Raw genomic sequence first — 18,666 nt, 5'->3', positions numbered from 1 at the left:
TCCCCATCGTCCTCCTTCACCGCGGCGGCGTCTTCCAGCGTCAGGTTCGGGTCGCCCTGGAGGACGGCCTCGACGATGGCGCGCGTGGTCTTCTCCAGGAAGATACGGCAGCGCGTCCGGTGGCTCGCCCGGACGAGCGGCGGCATGAGGAGCACGCGGTATAGCATGCCTTCCGGTACGGGGTGGAGCTCTTCAACCTCGGCGAGGACGCCGTGGACGAGCCTGTAGGCCGGCCGCGTGAGGGAGGCGATGCGCAGGGTGGCGCGCGCGCCGATGAGGTCGTGCGGGTCGACCTCGGGGGCGGGGTCGCGGGCGAGGAGGGTGATGTCATAGCGATAGAGGCTGGAGATCTGCTCGCGGCCCTGGAAGCCGACCACCTGGAGGTGCGCCCAGGGGCCACCGGGCGCATCGGCGCCCTCGAAGGCGAAGGTGAAGTCCGGGGTGGTCATGGACATGATGCACCGCCGGCGGTGATTACCGGGATCACCACGAGCCTATACTTGCCACCAAAGCCGCGTTCCCACATACCACGAGACTGTGCGCCGCCCACATGCATACCATCAAAATTCATTGGATCGAAGAACAAATATTCACCTTTGTCGAGCGCCAGACCCAGCGAGGAAATAGCCCGACCGCTTTTGTCCTCCTCATGCAAGAACGAGTCGATTTGAAGCACACGCGCTGAGTCTCTTCCGCTTGGCAATAGGCTGCGCAGCACCGACATGACGCCGAACGTATCGTCGGGATCGAGCTCGAAGCAATGGGCGATCCGTTCTACAATCTGGATACTAATTCTGGAGTAATTATCAGCGGTGCCGCAGGCAATAAGATGCTTTCCCGTGTCCAAGTAGCAGATGTCCCACATGGGATGAAACTGAGAAAAATCGCTTATTGGACGAATATTATCCCGCACACCGCTTCCGCTGTCGATGTAGCCGCCGACGTATATGTCTTCTATATTCGATTCAGTGAATATGTCTTTCAGATCGAAAACTGAAATCTCCATGGTTTCACCGTTCAGCGAGAGCTTGTCACCCGGGAGAACTGCTACCAGGGTGTGAAGCCTGGCAGCAGGAGCTGCTGTGGGTTCAGAAATTGCATTGCACCCGTTGTGGCGCGTCCAGTGCCAGACTCCAGCAGCGTCACAAACTCGCCGTTCGGTCGAATGACTGCGGTGATCCCGAGTCCCTCGAACACATGCGCAGGCACGGCGCCTTTGTTGATGGTTGCCAATCCTTGATGTTGGAGTTGACCGCTGGAAATGAGATCCTGAAGCGATTGTCTAAACAGTAAGCCTTCCGCGGACTCGCTCCATTTCGGCAAGCGTTGACCAAGGACTCGCTCAAGCAGCCCCTTGTGACGGATATAATGGTCTTTGAAGTTCTTTCCGGCCGATATTTTGCACGATAATCCCAGCGGATCTGTCGATCGGGTTGGATCCCCAGTGTACCCGAACAGGTTCGATCCGCCTTCCAACCCTATTGGATCTTGGCCTATATACCTACCAGTTTCCGGATCGTAGTACCGAAACCGATTGTAGTAGAGCCCCGTCTCCTCGTCTTCGTACTGCCCCGGCCACCGCCACGGGCAACCCGTCCGCGCCGCCTCCTCCCGCACCACGCCGTACAGATCCAGCTCCCCCTTCCAGGCCACCTCCCCGCTCTCGTCGAACAGCGCCACAGACGTGCCCAGGTGATCCGTCACCACCCCGTACCGCCTGTCGCCCTCCATCTTCGCGATCGGCGCAAACGTCTCCGGCTCGAACTCCCACGTGACGAGCGCCTCCCCCTCCGTTACCTCGTGCACCAGGTCGTTGCCATCCCAGACGAACGTCGTCGTCCGCCCGCCGGACGTCTTCCGCACGCGCCGACCGAGCGCATCGTAGCCGAACGTCACCCACTGCCCGTCCGGCCGCACAACCACGCGGAGCTGCCCCGCGTGGTCCCACGCATACCGCCATCGTTTCCCGTCGGGCATCACCTTCTCGACGATCTGCCCATCCGCGTCGTGCACGTAGCGCACGCCGCCGGCTTCCTCGATCCGCCCGCCTCGTCCATATGTCCTGTCGCTTCGATCCGGGCTCCTGTACACGTTGCCCACGGCATCCGGCGCCCGGTACTGCACCGACCCATCCGGCCGCGAGGCCGCCACCAGGTACGACCGGGCGTCGTGCTCGAACCACGTCGGCCCCGCGTGCACATCGACGATCCCCGCGATCTGATCGTGCGATCGCCACCGGTACCCTGTGCCCATCACCGGCTCGCCGCCCCGCGCCGTCCGATGCACCCGAGGCCGCCCGGAGGCATCGCGCTCCCAGGAGCTCACCACCTCGCCTGGCAGCACCCGCTCCACCTCGCCCCCTGCCGCATCACGCCTCAACGTCGCTTGCCACGGCGCGCGCACCGGTCCACCCTTGGCCAGCGACTCGGGCGTGAAGTCCTTCCACCGCGGATCCCGCCCGAACACCAGCCCGAGCAGCTCCCCATTGCCGTCGAAATCGTACGTGGTCTCGTGCCCCAGGCTCGTCCGCCGACCTATCCGGTTGCCAGCCGCGTCGTACTCGCTCCGGATCGTCCGCCCGTCGGCGTGCTCCTCGATCACCCGCCCGAGCGGGTCGCGCACGAACCGCACCTCCGCGTCGCCGTTCCTGGCCAGGATCAACCCGCCGAGCGCATCATAGCCATACTCGACCTCCTCTCCCGTCGGGATCGGGTCGCCCATCACCGGATTCTTCGGAATGACCAGCTTGGTCGCGCGCCCGAGCGCGTCCCGCTCGATCTTCGTCCGCTTCCTCTGCCCGTTCACCGTCTCGATACAACGGCCCGCGCGGTCGTACAGGAACTCCAGCGAACGCCCGTCAAACCCACGCTCCCGCACGACCCGGCCGGCGAGGTCCACGTCGATCGCGTACTCCTCGCCAAGCTCGTTCGTCACCGCGACGAGGTTCTCTTCCGTGTCGTACGTGTACCGGACGATCCCGCCCACCGGGTCGATCCGCTCGACCAGCTTGTTGAACCCCGTGTACCGAAATCGCGTCGTGCTGCCGAGCCCATCCGTGCGCTCGATCAGGTTCCCCTCGCCGTCGTACGCCAGCCGCAGCGCCGAGCCGTCCGGCAGCCGCACCGCGACCGGCCGATCGCACGCGTCCCTCGTGATCGCCGTCTCGCCGCCGAGCGCGTTCACCTTGTGGATCACGCTCCCGCGAGCGTTCACCACGTAGCGCGTCGCGTGACCCTCCCAGTCACTCACCTCGGCGAGCTCGCCTGCCGTCGTGTAGCACAGCGCGAGTGTCCGCCCTTTCGCGTCCTCGACGGAGACGAGATTCCCCCGCCGATCATGCCTGAAGCGGGCCACATTTCCGAGCGGGTCTTCCGCCCTCCGGATCTTCCCCCGCGCGTCGAACTCGCGCCTCCACACGCCCCCCGCCGCGTCGATCCGCTCCACCGGGAGGTTCAGCTCGTCGAAGCGCCATCGCGTCTCCTGACCGAGTGCGTCGCGCTCCAGCACCCGGTTCCCACGCGCGTCGTAGGCCCACTCCGTCCGGTGACCCAAGCCGTCGACCTCGGCGACCTTCCGGTAGCTCGAGTCCCATTCATAGAGCCTCTCCCGCCCGGTCGGATCGACCTCGCGATCCACGAGACCCGCAACGTTTCCGTAGTAGAGCGTCCGGCCGCCGCGCGAGTCGTCCACCACCGTGAAGTGCCGGTGCTTGTCGTAGGTGATACGTCGATCGTAGATGCCGCCGTCGCCCCAGGTCCTGACACACCAGCCGTCCGGATGGTACCAGTCGTACTCGAAGTAGAAGCTCAGGCCGTTCCGGTTCGTCTCCTGGACCAGCACGCCGCCCTTGTACGCATAGCGCACCGGCCGCCTCATCGGGTCGAACGCCGCCGCGAGCCGCCCATCACCGTCGTACTCGTACGCGACGAGGTCGATCCACCCCTCTCCGCGGCGCATCCGGATGGAGCGGAGCCGCCCCTCCGCGACGGCGAGCTCCAGCACCCTGCCCACGCTGTCCACGACCTGGCGGAGCCGGCCGCCGTCGTAACGAAGCTCCACGGCGTTCTCGCAGCGATCGGTCATCCTCACGAGCGGGTGCGTCACCGGAGCGCCTCGGACCGGCTCGAAATGCAGGCACCGGCCGTCCCAGAAGGTCAGGTGGTACCCTCGCTGCGTCCGCTCGAGCGTGTACCGGTCGATGTCGTCCCACAACGACCCGCCGGGCGGCAAAGCGTCGTGCGTGCGCTCCCGCCCGTCGGGCAAGCGCACCCGCACGCTGTCGGCCCGCTCGTCGGCCGACGCGTCGAGCGGGTGATGCCAGCCGGGGCCGAGCGGGCCGTCCCCCACATCGCGGCTGTAGTAGTTCCTCTCGAACTTCAGCGGGATCGGACCGGGCAGATCGAAGTCCACCGCGTCCGCGAGCACCTCGCCGGTCACGACATCGACGGGGTGTCCGGTCAAGAAGCAGATGACCCTGGACAGCCTTGGGCCAGCCCTGGTCACGCGATGCAGGAAGTCCGAGAACCACTTGGTGCGGATGCCACGGGTGACGGCCGCGAGGATATCGAACGAATCCGGTCCACCCACCAGCACCGGCGCCCCCATCGGGACGGCCATGCACACCGAGGTCGGCAAGTTGATCGGGAAGTTGCACGTCATCACCATCGACGTCAGCCGCCCAGCCGACGCCCCCGCCATGCTGACGGTCTTGCTGCCCGTGATGATCGTGCCTGCATTGTCCGGGATATCGTTCGGCGCGAACGAGACGCCAGGGGGCGTAGGCAGATGCGGGATCCCCTTCGCATCAGTGCCTGTGTTTCCCACGGGCATCATGTTGATGAGCACCGGGCCCCCGCCGCCGAACACGGCCCCGATGGCCGCGCCAAGCGCCGCGCCGAGCGGATCGAACACCACCCCGATGAAAGGGTGCGGCAACGGCGTCGGGACCGGTGCGGGGGCGGGCGGAGCCGGCACCAGCACCATATGGACGTCGACACCGAGCACCGGATCGCCGAATTTCGCCGCCTCGAACACGCGTCGCGTCCCCGTTCAAGCGCCTGCAGGCGCCGCCCAACGCCCGGCGCGTCTATGCAGGCTTCCCCCGTGAAGCCGCTCCATTACCCATCATGGAGCCATCTTCATCTATAGCAGGAAGAGAGAGCCTGCGTACTCGGAACCTATCGAAGGAAGCGGGACGACATGATCGATTCAAAGACATTACGTCCATCCCCAAATCGATGGTCCTGCGCCAGTCGCCGCCTCATTGGTCCACCTCAAAGCTCACCGAGAGGGCGACATCATGCTTGACAGGTGCAGAACCCTGGTACAGCGGGGCGCCGGAGCCGGCCGCGAGCGGAGGAGCTCCGGCCCCTCGGGAGATGATCGCGTCAGCGCCGCGCGGTCTCCGCTGTCAGCGACGGCGCTCCGCTGGTTCCTCCTCCGCAAGCCCGCTGAGGCGCGGGCGCGGATTGCGCGAATTTAGAACGCGAGCAGGCGCCCGAGCAGCGTTCTGTACCTGCGCAGCGCGAGCCGGAGTTCCTCCGTCGACGCCTCGGCTCGCCCGGGCTCGCCGTCGACGAGGCGCTGCAGCGCGGCGCGCTCCTCCCGGAAGCTCTGCGTGACCCGCTGGATCACCTCGTTCACGAGCGCGTCGGCCTGCTCGACCGAGAGGCGCGGCGCTTCGATGAAGCCCGCCTGGATCGCGCTCCAGCGCTCGGACAGCTCGCGCGCCTCTTCCGGCGTGAGCACGGGCGCGCGCTCCGGCCAGGGCTCTCCGGTGGGCCCGCCGCGCGCCGTGTAGACGGCCGGCTGGCGGCCCGACTCGGGTGGGATCTCTTCGTCGGCGAACCGCGCCTCGGGCTGGCTGCTCTCGCGCGCCGTCACCATCCGTTCTCTGTGCAATGGGCTCACGATGGCCACCTCTCCGCTCGTTCGCGCTGTGCGCCCAGCGGACATAGCAAGCCGCATGCGCGTCCCGATGTGCATCCGCGCCCGCTGCGGCGCGCGCAGCGCGACAAGGCCAGAGGCCCGGAAGAGCGCGAGAAAATCCAGACAGCCCTCCGGGCACGCCGGGCAGCCCGGCGCCGATCACGCGGAGCGGCGATCCTTCACGAGCCGATGAGGCGGAAGAGTACGGAATACGCCCGGCGCCGGCCAGGCCGCCGCTCGCGCATGCTCGCGCATGCTCGCGCATCACGGAGCCGCCGCCCGAGCGCGGCAGGGCCGCCGCTCGGGCGAGCGGCGCGCAGATTCACCTCAGCGACGGGCGCAGCTTCGTCACGACCGCGCGGATCTCCCGCACCACCTGGAGGAGCGCCTCGTCCTCGTCGGGCCACTTGCTCACGGGCTTCTTGTCCCGCGGCACCGCCTGGAGCTCGGCGAAGCGCGTCGTCTCCCAGTCGCAGGGGCGGAGCAGGATCGGCACGACCACGGCCTGCCCCGCGGCGCGCCGCTCCATCGCGCGCGCCACCTGCGCGTCGCCCTGCTCGGACGCGAGGTAGCTCGCGCTCACCAGGAGGAGGACGAGGTCGGCCGCCTCGAGCTGCTCGCCGATCGCGCGCTCGGTGTCCTCGCCGGCGCCGATCTTCCCGCTGTGCCACGGCGCGATCAGCCCCTCCCGCCGGAGCGGGGTCATGTGCGCCTCGAGGCGCGCGAGGAGCTCCTCGTCGCGCGAGGCGTAGGAGAAGAAGACGCGCACCGGCCGCGGCGCCGCCGTCGCGCCCGCGCCCGGCGCGCGTGCCGCCACGGGCGAGGACGGCAACGTGGGCGACGACGGCTGCGCGGCCCGCGGCGCGGCGTGCGGCGGCGCAGCGGCATGCGGCGACGCAGCGGCGTGCGGCGGCGCAGCGGCATGCGGCGGCGCCGCCGCGCCAGGCTCCAGGCCGAGGAGGACCTGGACGACCTCCGCGTGATCGCCCGCCTGGTTCTCGTAGACGATGAGCTGGACGCCCGACTCCTCGAGCAGCCGGCGGCGGAACGGCGGCACCCCCTTCGGGAGCAGCGCGAAGTGCATCGGCGGCTGCCCGCCGGAGAGCGCGCGCACGCGGGCGAGCGTCTGGTCGATGTTGTCGTCGGCGAGGCCGAAGCCCACGAACAGGATGGAGTGCGTGCGGTAGAGGGCCCCGAACGCGTCCTGCAGCAGGGGCGAGCCGAAGATCGCCCGGTCGTACTGGTCGCGCGAGAACACCCAGGTGTCCCACGCCCGCAGCGTGCCGTGCAGCTTCAGGATGAAGCCCCTGTCCATGGCGACGTCGCCCGCCGGCCGATCGACCATGCGCCACTCGCCCTGGAACGCGCGCTCCAGGAAGCGATCGATGTTCGTTGTGAGCACGGCCTTGAGCTTCGGCTTGAGCGCGGCGATCGCCCGCGCCAGCGCCGGCACGTCGCGGCCGGTGTCGTCGAGCTCCTTGTCGACGGTCCAGTTGAAGTCCTGCGGCCCGAGCGCGAGCCTCGCGGCGGAGAGCGCGTTGATGAGCTGGTTCGAGGAGATGTACTGCTGGATCTCGTCGATGACCGCCTGGTCCGCGCTCCGCCGCCGCGCGCGGTCGCGCAGCTTCTCGGCGAGCTGCTTCCAGGTGGGCATGCCCGCGGCCGCCGAGACGCCGGCGCCCGCGAAGACGATCAGGTTCCCTGACGTGTAGCGCTCACGCAGCTGCTCGAGGATCTCTTCATCCATCAGCGATCAAGATACCGCGGATCTGCGCCAGCGGGCGGCGCCGCCCCCTCACCGCGCCGCACCCTCACCGCACCACACCCTCATCGCGGCGGCGCGGAGCGCCGCACCCTCACCGCGGCGGCGCGGAGCGCCGCTCGGTGGAGAGCGAGAGGCCGACCCCCAGCCAGGCCCCCTCGACGGCGCCCGCCTCCCCGCGGGCGCCCTCGTAGGGCGCAGGCCGGAGCACGATCCCCGGGTCCAGCGTGAGCCCGAGCCACACCGGGCCGCCCAGCCGGGTCTCCACGCCGAGCCCGAGGCCGGCGCGCGCGGACCACGTGTCGCGCTCGCCCGCGATGCCATCGACGGAGACGGCGGCGGGCAGCCTGAGCGACGCGACGGAGGCGGTGGCGCCGATCGAGAGGCGCCACGAGGCGGCCAGCCAGAAGCGGTAGTCGCCCGAGAAGCCCGCCTCGATCCAGCGCAGCGGCTCGCCGCCGGACGGCGCGGCCAGCAGGCGGGCGAACAGCGACTCCGTGAGCCGCAGGCGCCGCAGGCCGAGCGCGAGGCCGGCCCCGCCGAGCACCCGCGGCCCGCCCGAGACGATCGCCCCGTAGGGCCCGGCCGAGACGGACAGGGTGTCGAGATCGCGCGAGGCGAGCTCGACCTCGTCTTGCGTTGGGCGCCGCGGCGACGGCGGCCGCCGCGGGGCGCGCGCGCGGCGCATCTCGGCGAGGATCATCTCGGAGGCGGCGATCGCGACGAGCCGCGCGGCCACGTCCGAGGTGAGGCCGGAGACGGCGATCTGCCGCCGCACGACGGCGCGGCCGTCGAGGCGCACCTGGATCTCGAGGCGCGCCGCGGTGGGCCGGTCGACCCACACGCTCGCGACGCGGTCGCCGAGCGGGCCGACCGGCTCGGCGGCCAGCGCCGCGCCGTCCGGGAGCTCGATCTCGAGCAGGCGCCGCACGCGGACGCTCGAGACCTCCTCCGCCGCGCCGCGCGACAGGGCGACGCGCACCTCGATGGGCGCCGCCCCCTCGGGGAGCCGCGGCGCGACGGGCGCGGCAGCGCGGCCGGTGATCGCCACGACGGCGCGCGGCTCGGCGGCCGCGGCCGGGAGGGCGAAGCTCAGCTGGACGACGACCGCGGAGGCGGCGAGCGCGGGAAGATCCCGGCGCGGGGGGCGCGCCGGGGGCAGGCGGCCAAAGCCCGTCCTCTGCGGCGCCGTCCGCGCCGGAGATGAGCCGCTGGGCATCCTCGCACGGGCCATCGGGGTACTTGGCCACATACCTTGTTGCGATCTGAATTGCCTCTTTCTTGTCGTCCGAGACCACCTCACCGAGGCTGCTCTGGCCGGACGAATCCACCGCGACGCGCCCTCGATCGAGAACGGCCGCGCGTTCGCGGATTATTTCGCTGCCAGCGCTCACCCCACAGGGGAGCGCGGCTGCCTACCCCGGCTCACGCCTCCTGGCGGAACGCGGCCACGAGCCAGTTGACGTGACGTCCGGTGTCGTCGCCGCTCGAATGGCGCTTGAACAGCGGCATCCTCAGGATGCGCACGTGATCCTGGAGGTTCGTCTTGAAGGGCGAGCCCTGGATGGGCGTCCCGTCGGGCCGCACCTGCCGCCCCTCGATCTTCATCTTCTTCAGCACCTCGAGGGACGCGAGCCGCAGGAGCTCATAGGCCCTGTCCGGGTCCTTGCAGCTCACGGAGACGATGAGCTTGCCGAACGTGGGGTCCTTGTTCACGAGGACGTCCCCCGCCTCGAAGCCGCAGTCGAAGCGGACCTTCAGGTCGGTGAGGCCCTTCTCCTCGAGCGCCTCGCGGATCGGGTCGGTGTCGGGGAGCGCGATGCGATCGAAGATACCCGCGTTGGGCAAGAACAGCCCTTTGCCGCCGTCCCGCGAGTCCCTGAGATCGGGATTCCAGCTCTCCGCGTTGATGCGGAACTCGCGGCTACAGTGGGTCTGCACCACGTGGTCCTGCTCGAAATCGATGGGTTGCCCGTCCGCGATGCGCATCTGCCACGCGACGAGGTTCACGGGGACGCGGCTGCGCTTCCGCTTGATGGCGTAGCTCTCCTCGCTGACGGGGTGCTCCACCTGGATGCGCGTGTTCATCTCCAGGAAGTAGAACTTCCCTTCCTTGAACATCAGCTCGACGGTGCCCGCGCCCACGTAGCCCACGCGGTCCGCGATCCGCACGGCGAGCCCGCAGATGCGCTCTTCCAGGCCCGGGTACCGCCGGAGCAGGGCCGGCGGCGCCTCCTCCTGGATCTTCTGGCTCGCGCGCTGCTCGCTGCAGTCGCGCATGCCGAAGTGCCGCGCGTTGCCGTAGCGATCCCGCAGCACCTGCACCTCCAGGTGGATCGTCTCCGGGATGTTCTGCTCGAACATCACGCCCGGCTGCCAGTTGTACGCCTTGATCTCGCCGAGGACCTTCTGGATGGCCTGAGGCACCTGCTCCACCGTCGGGATGACGGCCTGCCCGCGGCCGCCGCCGCCGTTGGCGGCCTTCAGCCGCCCCGGGAACGTGAAGCGCCCAGCCGCGTGGGCCTCCAGGACGATCCGCTGGATCTCGCCCGGATCGTCGCTGTCGATGACGATGCCCGGCGTCACCGCGGTCGGGTCGAAATCCTGGGCCATCAGGCGGAATTTGCGCTTGTCGCCGGCGCTCTCGACCACGTCCTGCATCGGGCCGACGAAGACGATGTTCTTCTGGCGGAAGTGCCGGATGGCCGCGGCGTTCTCCGCCAGCGGGCCGTACCCGGGGTAGAGCCCCGCGCGCGACAGCTCCTCCTGCCAGCCGTCGCCGAAGCGCCGCTCGAACTCGGCCCTCACCTTGTCCGCGATCTGGGTGAAGTTCGCGTAGCTCTCGCGGAAGCTCCCCTCGAGCCCCACGCCGAACCCGCCGCCCTCCCGCGCGATCCGCAGCTGCAGCGCGTTCGCGTCGTCCTGCAGGCTGTAGAGGACCACCGGGATCTTGCCGAGCGCGATCGCCTCCCGCGTCGCCCGCACGCCCATCTCGCCCTTGTCCGCGACGAGGACGTACTTGAGCTGGCCCGCGCTCACCGTCGTGGCGGGGTAGCTGTCCAGGCGATGCACGGCGGCGTACAGGAGATCCAGCGCCTGCGCGTCCTCCCGCAGGAGGTCGCCGGCCCGGGAGCGCAGGAGCTCCGCCGCCTTGTCGCGGAGCGAGGGCTCGTCCTGCTCCAGGATCAGGAACTTGAGGAGCCGCTCGTCGTCGAACTCACGGCGCTTCAGCGCCCGGAGCAGCCCGCCCTCCAGGTAGCGCGCGAACCCGTCGCGGTCCGCGGCCGTGATCGCCGCGCGCGTGTCCCGGATCCGCGCGAGCAGGCCCTCCGCCGCCGCGAGGTGCTCCTGCACCCGCTCCTCGTCGAGGAGCGCCCTGCGCAGCGCCGCTTCCAGGGGGCGCTGCCAGCCGAAGTGCGTCCTCCACACCTCGCCGTTCGCGATGAGGTACCGCAGCCCGAGGAGGCGGTGCGCGTCCTTGCCGCCGGCCAGCGTGCCCAGATCGAGCAGCACGAAGCCAGGGACGCCCATCGCCGTGGTGAACGCCTCCATCGAGGACACATAGCCGCCTCGGGGCAACACCAGCTTCCACGACGGGAGCGATTGAACGTCGTTGCGAGCGGGTAGAGAGCTGGTGCGGACGGCGGTGGTCATCCTGAGCGGTTCTCCGGCGCGGCGAGCAAGCAAGCGCAGAACCGCTAGGGGATGTCAAGCGTGTCCGCCGCGCTCGGCGGAGCGCGATCGACGTGGACGGGCGCCCCCGCGCTACGGGGTCGGGCTCGCGTCCGGGGCCGGCGGAGGCTGGGGCGGCGGGGCCGCGTGCTCCTCTTGCTCGACCGCCTCTTCACCGGACTCGCCGGAGACGATCCGCTGGACGTCCTCGCACCGGCCGTCCGGGTACTTGGCCACGTACTCCTTGGCCATCTGAGAGGCCTCTTCCTTGTGGCCGGCGACCACCTCGGCGCGGATGCGCTTGCAGAACGAGTCCTCCGCGAGGTTGCCCTCGGGCGACAGCGAGCGCGCCTGCTCGTAGTACTTCGCCGCCAGCGCCTGCTCGCCCATGCTCGCGTGCATGTCGCCGAGCTTGTAGGCCGCGATCGGCGCGTTCGCGTCGCTCGGGAAGCCCTCGACCACGCGCGCGAACGCGCGCATCGCCGCGGCGCGATCGCCGCCCTTCCCGCGCAAGAGGTCGCTGAGGTCCATCAGCTCCCTCGCCGTCTTCGCGGAGGCGATGGCCCCGTCGATGCCGCCGCTCTGCTGCTGCAGGCTCTGCAGCGCCTCGGCGACGTCGCCCGCGTTGTACCGCGCGCGCCAGTCCGGCGCGGCGGCGGCAGAGGCGGCCGGCGCGGCGGCCGCCGGCGGCTCGATCGGCGCCACCTCCGCGCTCGAGCGCGGGAGCGACGGGGCGCGGGCGCGCCGCGGCTCCGGCGGCGCCACGACCGCGATCCGCTGCCGGATCGGCACGCCCTCCTCGGCGTCGCCGCGCCCGAGCTCCCGCGAGCCGGCCGGCGACGTGAGCTTGACCGAGCCATCCGCGACGTTGACGTCGATCGCGTCGACGTTGTGCTTCACGCGCAGCACGCTGCCCGCCGCCGCCGCGAGGCGGGCCTCGCCGGCGACGAGCGCGAGCGCCGCCGTGCGCGTCCCGCTCACGGTGTCGAGCCACGCCTCGCCCTGCACGAGCCGCAGCGTCAGCGCGCCGCCGTCCGCCTGCTCGACCTCGACGGTCGTGCCCGCCGTCAGCGAGATCCTCCCGCCGCCCGGCAGCTGGAAGGTGCGCCCCTGCGAGCCCGCGGCGAACACGTCGACGAGCGACGGCGCGTCGTCGGCCGGCGCCACGGCGGTGGGCGCGGGCGCCGCGCGCTCGTCGCTCCAGATCGCCTTGCCGAGCCACAGGCCGCCGCCGAACGCCGCGAACGTCGCCGCCGCGAGCATCGCGGCCATGCCCGCGCGCCGCGGCGACGAGCGCTCGCGCGCCCCGAGGTCGTGCTCGATGCGGTCCCAGACGCGCGCGATCCGCTCCTCGGTCGCGTGGTCGCGCAGATCTGCCGTGGCGATCCGGGGTAGCCCTCGCCGGCTCATGATGAGACCTCGCTGCTGGTTGAATCTACAAAATGACCGTCGAGGAACTGCTGCGCCCGCGAAATCCGCCGCTTGACGGTCGCGAGCGAGCAGCCCGTCATCTGCGCGACCGTCTCGAGATCGTGCCCCTCCACCGAGCGGAGGATCCACGCGATCCGGTCGTCCGCCGGCAACGTCTGGAGCAGGGCGTAGATCTGCGCGATCTGCGCGCGCGCGTGGGGCGACGCGGCCGGGCTCGCCAGCGCGTCGAGATCGACCGGCTCGCTCGACTTGCCCATCCCGAGCACGCCGAGCAGCCGCGCGCGCCGCATCCGCGAGCGGACCTTGTGGACGATGATCGACCCGAGCCAGGCGCGGAACGCGGCGGGATCCACGAGATCGTCGAGGCGCTCGTAGGCGCGGAGGAACGCGTCGTGGACGATGTCCTCCACGTCGCGCGCGGAGCCCTCGATGCGCGTCGCGAGGTGGATGGCGAAGGCGACGTGCCGCCGGTAGAGCTGCTCGAGCGCGCCCACGTCCCCGCGGGCGCCGAGCACCACGAGCTGCGCGTCCGGCAGCTCCGCGAGGCCCGTTCCGCGCTCGGCCGGCCCGGTCGCGGCGGAGGACCGCCGGTCCTGCGCGCCCGCCCCCCCGAACCGGCCATCGCCGCGGCCGCGCTCCTCCGGAGCGAACGCGGGCCCGGCGTCGCCCATGTCCTCCTGGGCCTCCGCGGCCGGGGCAGCCGGGGCGGCCGGTTCGACAAGGCGCAAGCGCCCTCGCTGAGGTCTCAGAGCCATGCGTTCGTACCAGGGGACATGACTGGAAATGTACAGCAGACGGTGATCGCGGTGCCCTCGCGGGAGGCGGGGCAGCGGCCCGGGCGGAGCGCCGAGCCCTGAGCTCCTGTCCAGAGCGGCATCAGGAGCGCCCCGAGGTTCCCACACTTTTCTAGACGCCTGGTCGGGCCCGGGCGGCTCATCGAAAAAACTGTGAGCCGTTCTGGCCCCCAGCGGCGTCTGGGTGGTGGCCGCCGGATTTGCGTGCGGTTCACACGCCTGTTGGTTGTGAGGGTGGCCTGACCGCCCTCTTTTTCGGAGGATTCCATGAAGAAGCTCGTTCTTGCGCTCGTCGCCGTGTCGTCCCTCGTCGTCGCCTGCGGCGGCAGCGCCCCGGCCCCGACCGACCCGGGCGCGGCTCCGGCGGCTGACCCGGCGGCTGACCCGGCGGCGGCTCCGGCGGCTGACCCGGCGGCGGCGCCGGCGGCTGACCCGGCGGCGGCTCCGGCGGCCGACCCGGCGGCGGCCCCCGCCGACGCCCCCAAGTGAGCTCTCTGCGCGGCACGTCGCTTCCTGGTTGAAGCGCGCACCGCGGAGCGCTTTGGGCGACGCCTCTCCGGAGGCGCCGCCCTCTTTTATTTTGTGCCCCGCGTCGCGCATGCGGCCCCGGCCCGCGGCGCGCCTGTGCTTTGGCGCCATCCGTGGGCCGTCTCCATGTATGTTCCGTCCGCGCGCGTTCCCGTGGACGGCTCATCGCGGCGCCGCTGCAGCCCGCGAGCCGGTCCCGCTCCTTCTGACAACCCGACCTCTCGTGATCCCCGGGGCTGATCGTATGGGTACCACAAGCCGGCTGAGCTTCCTGCTGCGGCCCGGGCGGCGTCGCCCTGGCTTCCTCTCCTCGCGCGCCTTCGCCTGGTCTGCGCTCGTCGCCCTCGCGGGGGCCTCGCTCGGGGCGGGCTGCGGCCGCACCGAGACGTGGGAGTACGACAGCTCGTCCGGCGCCGAGCCCCCGGCGTGCGGCGACGGCGCCTGCAACGGCGCCGAGGACTGCCGCTCCTGCGCCCCCGACTGCGGCCCGTGCCAGGGCCAGGGGTGCGGCGACGGCGCCTGCTCGGGGACAGAGACGTGCTCGAGCTGCGCGATCGACTGCGGCCCGTGCGGGGGGTGCGGCGACGGCGCCTGCAACGGCGCCGAGGACTGCGGCAGCTGCGCCGAGGACTGCGGCCTCTGTCCGCGCTGCGGCGACGCCGCCTGCGATCCGGCGAGCGAGTCGTGCTCGACGTGCCCGGGCGACTGCGGGGTGTGTCCGAACTGCGGCGACGGCGTGTGCAGCGGCGCCGAGACGTGCGCGACGTGCGCGGGCGACTGCGGCGTCTGCCAGGGCTGCGGCGACGGCGTCTGCTCGCCGCGGGAGGACTGCCGCTCGTGCGCCCCCGACTGCGGCGTCTGCGAGGCCTGCGGCAACGGCGTGTGCAACGGCGGGATCGAGAGCTGCTTCTCTTGCCCGGACGACTGCGGCGCCTGCGCCACGTGCGGCGACGGCGTCTGCTCGGGGACGGAGACGTGCGCGTCCTGCCGGCGCGACTGCGGCGTCTGCTCGGTGTGCTCGAACGGCGTCTGCGAGAGCTTCGAGACCTGCGGCATCTGCCCCCAGGACTGCGGCGCGTGCGAGCCCGTGGACTGCCAGGAGGTGGTCACCTGCGCCGCCCGGTGCATCGACAGGGAGCGGATGCCGCCGGAGTTCAGCGTCGCGTGCGTCTCCAGCTGCGTCTCGCGGGGCTGCCCCAACGCTCAGTTCTTCGCCGATCAGGCCCTCTCGTGCGCCTTCAGGTCGCTCGCCGCCTGCAACGGCGACTTCGCCTGCATCCAGAGGCGGTGCGGCGTCGAGCTCTCGGCCTGCGCCCGGTCCACCTGCTGATCTCTCCCCGGGGCCGGCGCGGGCGTCCGCGTCTTTCGCCCTCGGCCGCCCTCGCCTCACGCGTCGTCGAGCAGCTCCTTGGCCGTCAGCTCGCTGGCCGCCCGCCCGTGCTCGTACTCGAGCAGGCCGAGCGAGGCGTAGCGCGGCCGCATCCGCGCGGACAAAAGGCCGATCCGCTTCAGGTTCGGCACGATCCGCCTGAACATCGTCCGGCGGAAGAACCCCATCAGGTCGCTCTGGAGCATGAGCTCGTCCCACGCGCAGCGCGTCATGCGGTGAGCGTAGAACTCGTCATAGAACTCGTGCGCCAGGAAGCGGTTGCGCAGGAGCACCGACAGGTCGAACGCCCAGTCCTCACGCTCCCTCCGCGCCCGCTCGTCGATGCCCTCGCGGTAGAACCTGCTCAGCGCGAGCACCCCGTAGTGGACGTGGCGCGCCTCGTCGGTGATCACCGACCGGAGGACGTCCTTGAGGAGCGGCTCGCTCGTCATCTGTCGAATCGAGCCGAACGCGCCGAGCGCCAGGCCCTCGATCATGATCTGCATGCCGAGGAACTTCATGTCCCACCGGCCGTCGCTCATGATCGCGTCGATGACGACATAGAGGTTGTCGTTGATCTCGTAGAGCTTCTCCAGCTTCTGCGTCAGGTAGGCGTGGAACACCTCGACGTGGCGCCCCTCGTCGGCGACCTGCGTGCTCCCGTAGAGCTTCGCGTCGAGCGACGGCACGCACTCCGTGATCTGCGACGCCGCGAACAAGGCGCCCTGCTCGCCGTGCAGGAACTGGCTCAGCATCCAGGAGAGCAGCCCGTGGCGCTGCGTCGCGCGCTCCCGCTCGGAGAGCCTGCCCCAGGCGGGCAGCTTGGACGGCGGCATCCAGCTGTCGGGCAAGAGCGGCATTGCCGGGTCGAGCCAGTCGACGCTCCGCGACCAGTCGAGGTCTGTCGCAGCGTCCCACTGGGACGTCTTGGCGAGGTGGTAGAGCCTCGCCATGTCGGGGTCGTCCCGCCCGTAACTCCAGTTAAAGCTGGCCTCGTATCCAACCGAGATATCGGTCGAGACCACGCCCTTGCCCCGCCGCTGGACGAAGCCGCGGAAGGCGGGCCCGAGGAGCGAGGCGAGCACACGGACGTTACCGCTGCTCGATGCGTCGCGAAGGAGAGGGGCGGAATCGAGGAGGGTCTGGAGTGCTTGCTGAAGGCGCATGGACATGAGAGCTTTCCGGAGCCGCGAGGCGCGGGCGCGAGGCCGAGCGACCCGCGGGCGGCCCTTATAATGGCACCTATCATCGAGCGGCAATCGCCCCTCGCTCGTTTTTGCGTCGTCATATCGACTCCGGGAGCTCCCGAGTCGGCCAGGGGGTCCACGCCGAGCGCGCGCCCGTCGCCGACCTGACATCGCGCGTCGCGGGGGCGCGGCGCGCGTCGCTGAAGGGCCGACGCCGGCCGCGTCAGAGCGCGCGGCACCGCAGCGTCGGCGCCGGCGAGGAGCAGTGCCCGGAGAGCTCGCCGATCAGCAGGAGCCCGGGCGGCCCCGCGGAGAGCTCGAGTCCGCCGATCCCGCGGACCGCCGCCTCCGTCGCGCAGAGCGCGTGCACCGCGTCGACGGGCGCCCACGCCCCGACCCGGGCCAGGTCGCCGCCGATGATCTCCGGGTGGTTCGCCGAGCGCACCACGACCTGCCCGGCGTGCAGGCACAGGTTCGTGTGCACGCGCGTGTCCGGGCCGCTCCTCAGCGCGATCTCCTCGTGGAGCGAGGCGGCGATCTCGATCACCGCCGCGCGCTCCAGCAGCGACTCCCGCAGCTCGCTGGAGAGGAGGCGCACGGCGAGGATCTCGCTGCCGGTCACGGAGACCAGCGTGAGCCCGGCGTCCCGGAGGCGCTCCTCCGCGAGGTCGAGCACGAGGCCGAGCTCCTCGGCGAGCGCGTCGTCGAGATCGTCGGCGTCGGTGCGCACCCGGAGATCGAGGTAGATCGCGATCGCGTCGGTCTGGAGCTCCGGCATGCTGCTCCGCCCCGACGTCGGCTCGCCGACCGCCTCGCGCAGCGTGTAAAGGAAGCTCTTCACCGAAGGATAGCGGTGCTCCGGCTGCTTCTCCATGCAGCGCAGCACCACCGCGTCGAGCGCGGGCGGCAGCGGGGTCCGCCGGCTCGGGCGCGGCGCGGGCTCCTCCAGGTGCTGCCGGAGCAGCTCGGTCGCGTCCGGCGAGTAGAACGGGAGCTTGCCCGTGAGGAGCCTGTGCAGGAGGACGCCGAGCGCATACACGTCCACGCGCGCGTCGAGGACGCCGCCGAGGATCTGCTCGGGCGCCATGATCGTGAGGGTGCCAGGCGCCCTCCCCGCCGTGGTGAAGCCGCTCGCCCCCTCGTCCGGCTCCATCAGCTTGGCGATCCCGAAATCGAGGAGCTTGACCGCCCGCGGGGCGCCCCGCGAGACGAAGATGTTGCTGCCCTTCACGTCGCGATGGATGATCCCGGCCGCGTGCGCCGCGTCGAGCGCCGAGCAGACCGGCTCGAGCAGCTCGAGCGCCTGCTCCGGCGAGAGCCGCCCCTCCTGCCGGAGGAGCACGTCGAGCGTCACCCCGTCGAGGTGCTCCATCATATAAAATGGCCGGCCGTCCGCGAGCTCGCCGGCGTCATGAATCTCGACGATCCCGGGGTGGTTGAGCAGCCGCACCACCTCGATCTCGCGCAGGAAGCGCTTCACCATCTTCGGCGACGCGGCGAGCGTGCCGTGGAGCACCTTCATCGCCACGCGCTCGCCGGTCCGGAGGTGAATGGCCTCGTACACGGCCCCACATCCGCCCCGGGCGATGGGCGACACAACGGTGTACTCACCCGCCCGCGTGCCGCACGGCAGCTCGCCTCGGGAAAAGGACCTCTCCTCCAGTGAAAATGCCCGCGTCTCGTTATCTCGTGTCGCCAAAGCATCCATCGTCATAACCCCCCCGATGCGACTAAGGACTCACCCGAGCGAGGAGTTTCTCCGCGCCAGACGGCCGGGTTGGCGCTACACGCCGCTTCGCCAAGTGGTACAGTAAATCCATCGTTATCCTTACGGTAGCCTATTCCATCTGCTAGCAGAACGGGCGCGGAGGGGGACAGATGAAGAGGCGAATCCGAGCTCTGTGCGCACACACATTTCTGTTGGCTTCAGTGCCGTGCTGCGGTGGCAGCGACGGATTTCCCGCGGAGTGGGGGTCGGTCGACGAGGTCTCAAGT

At 70.6% G+C, this 18,666-nt stretch carries 12 protein-coding genes and 1 pseudogene; 2 read left to right on the top strand and 11 right to left on the bottom strand.

The annotated features are described in order from the left end of the window. Positions 1 to 113: 113 nt before the first annotated feature. The 9 genes and pseudogenes from WMF22_RS48070 to WMF22_RS48030 form a co-directional block, all read right to left on the bottom strand. Positions 114 to 449 (bottom strand): annotated as a pseudogene (locus WMF22_RS48070) (contractile injection system protein, VgrG/Pvc8 family); the annotation flags it as partial. Then, on the bottom strand, positions 446 to 1,006 hold the full coding sequence (locus WMF22_RS48065) for a hypothetical protein (RefSeq protein WP_438034114.1): 561 nt from the start codon (positions 1,004 to 1,006) through the stop codon (positions 446 to 448). The gene WMF22_RS48065 and the pseudogene WMF22_RS48070, both read right to left, overlap by 4 nt. Before the next feature lie 41 nt (positions 1,007 to 1,047). After that, complete coding sequence (locus WMF22_RS48060) at positions 1,048 to 5,034, bottom strand: DUF6531 domain-containing protein (RefSeq protein ID WP_438034113.1); 3,987 nt, start codon at positions 5,032 to 5,034, stop codon at positions 1,048 to 1,050. A 444-nt stretch (positions 5,035 to 5,478) separates the two neighbouring features. Then, positions 5,479 to 5,910 carry a hypothetical protein gene (locus WMF22_RS48055; RefSeq protein ID WP_437296531.1) on the bottom strand — a complete coding sequence of 144 codons (432 nt, stop codon included), beginning with the start codon at positions 5,908 to 5,910 and terminating at the stop codon, positions 5,479 to 5,481. Between the two features lie 340 nt (positions 5,911 to 6,250). Continuing rightward, on the bottom strand, positions 6,251 to 7,675 hold the full coding sequence (locus WMF22_RS48050; RefSeq protein ID WP_438034112.1) for an SIR2 family protein: 1,425 nt from the start codon (positions 7,673 to 7,675) through the stop codon (positions 6,251 to 6,253). 109 nt (positions 7,676 to 7,784) lie between these two features. Next, a complete protein-coding gene (locus WMF22_RS48045) occupies positions 7,785 to 8,909 on the bottom strand; it encodes a hypothetical protein (RefSeq protein WP_438034111.1) in 1,125 nt (374 codons plus the stop codon). Positions 8,910 to 9,115: 206 nt separating this feature from the next. Continuing rightward, positions 9,116 to 11,344 carry a biotin carboxylase N-terminal domain-containing protein gene (locus tag WMF22_RS48040; RefSeq protein ID WP_438034110.1) on the bottom strand — a complete coding sequence of 743 codons (2,229 nt, stop codon included), beginning with the start codon at positions 11,342 to 11,344 and terminating at the stop codon, positions 9,116 to 9,118. A 111-nt stretch (positions 11,345 to 11,455) separates the two neighbouring features. Next, positions 11,456 to 12,772, bottom strand: coding sequence for a FecR domain-containing protein (locus tag WMF22_RS48035; protein WP_437296527.1), 1,317 nt, complete (start codon positions 12,770 to 12,772; stop codon positions 11,456 to 11,458). Next, the gene (locus tag WMF22_RS48030) at positions 12,769 to 13,521 is read right to left on the bottom strand and encodes an RNA polymerase sigma factor (RefSeq protein WP_437296526.1); all 753 of its coding nucleotides are present in this window, start codon (positions 13,519 to 13,521) and stop codon (positions 12,769 to 12,771) included. Before WMF22_RS48030 ends, WMF22_RS48035 begins: the two co-directional genes overlap by 4 nt. A gap of 333 nt (positions 13,522 to 13,854) precedes the next feature. Between WMF22_RS48030 and WMF22_RS48025 the strand changes: the two genes are divergently transcribed. Next, positions 13,855 to 14,076, top strand: coding sequence for a hypothetical protein (locus WMF22_RS48025; protein WP_437296525.1), 222 nt, complete (start codon positions 13,855 to 13,857; stop codon positions 14,074 to 14,076). A gap of 283 nt (positions 14,077 to 14,359) precedes the next feature. After that, entirely contained in the window at positions 14,360 to 15,445 is a 1,086-nt protein-coding gene (locus WMF22_RS48020) for a hypothetical protein (protein WP_438034109.1), read from the top strand. A gap of 56 nt (positions 15,446 to 15,501) precedes the next feature. Here WMF22_RS48020 and WMF22_RS48015 read toward each other — a convergent pair whose 3' ends face one another. Both WMF22_RS48015 and WMF22_RS48010 read right to left on the bottom strand, forming a co-directional pair. Continuing rightward, positions 15,502 to 16,656 (bottom strand): ferritin-like domain-containing protein, encoded by a 1,155-nt coding sequence (locus WMF22_RS48015; RefSeq protein ID WP_438034108.1) that lies wholly within the window; start codon positions 16,654 to 16,656, stop codon positions 15,502 to 15,504. A gap of 238 nt (positions 16,657 to 16,894) precedes the next feature. Further along, a complete protein-coding gene (locus tag WMF22_RS48010; RefSeq protein WP_437296522.1) occupies positions 16,895 to 18,379 on the bottom strand; it encodes a serine/threonine protein kinase in 1,485 nt (494 codons plus the stop codon). Positions 18,380 to 18,666: the final 287 nt, after the last annotated feature.

The sequence above is a fragment of the Sorangium sp. So ce204 genome (assembly GCF_051526795.1).
Lineage (GTDB): Bacteria > Myxococcota_A > Polyangia > Polyangiales > Polyangiaceae > Sorangium > Sorangium cellulosum_B.
This window is presented reverse-complemented; position numbering and strand designations above follow the sequence as displayed.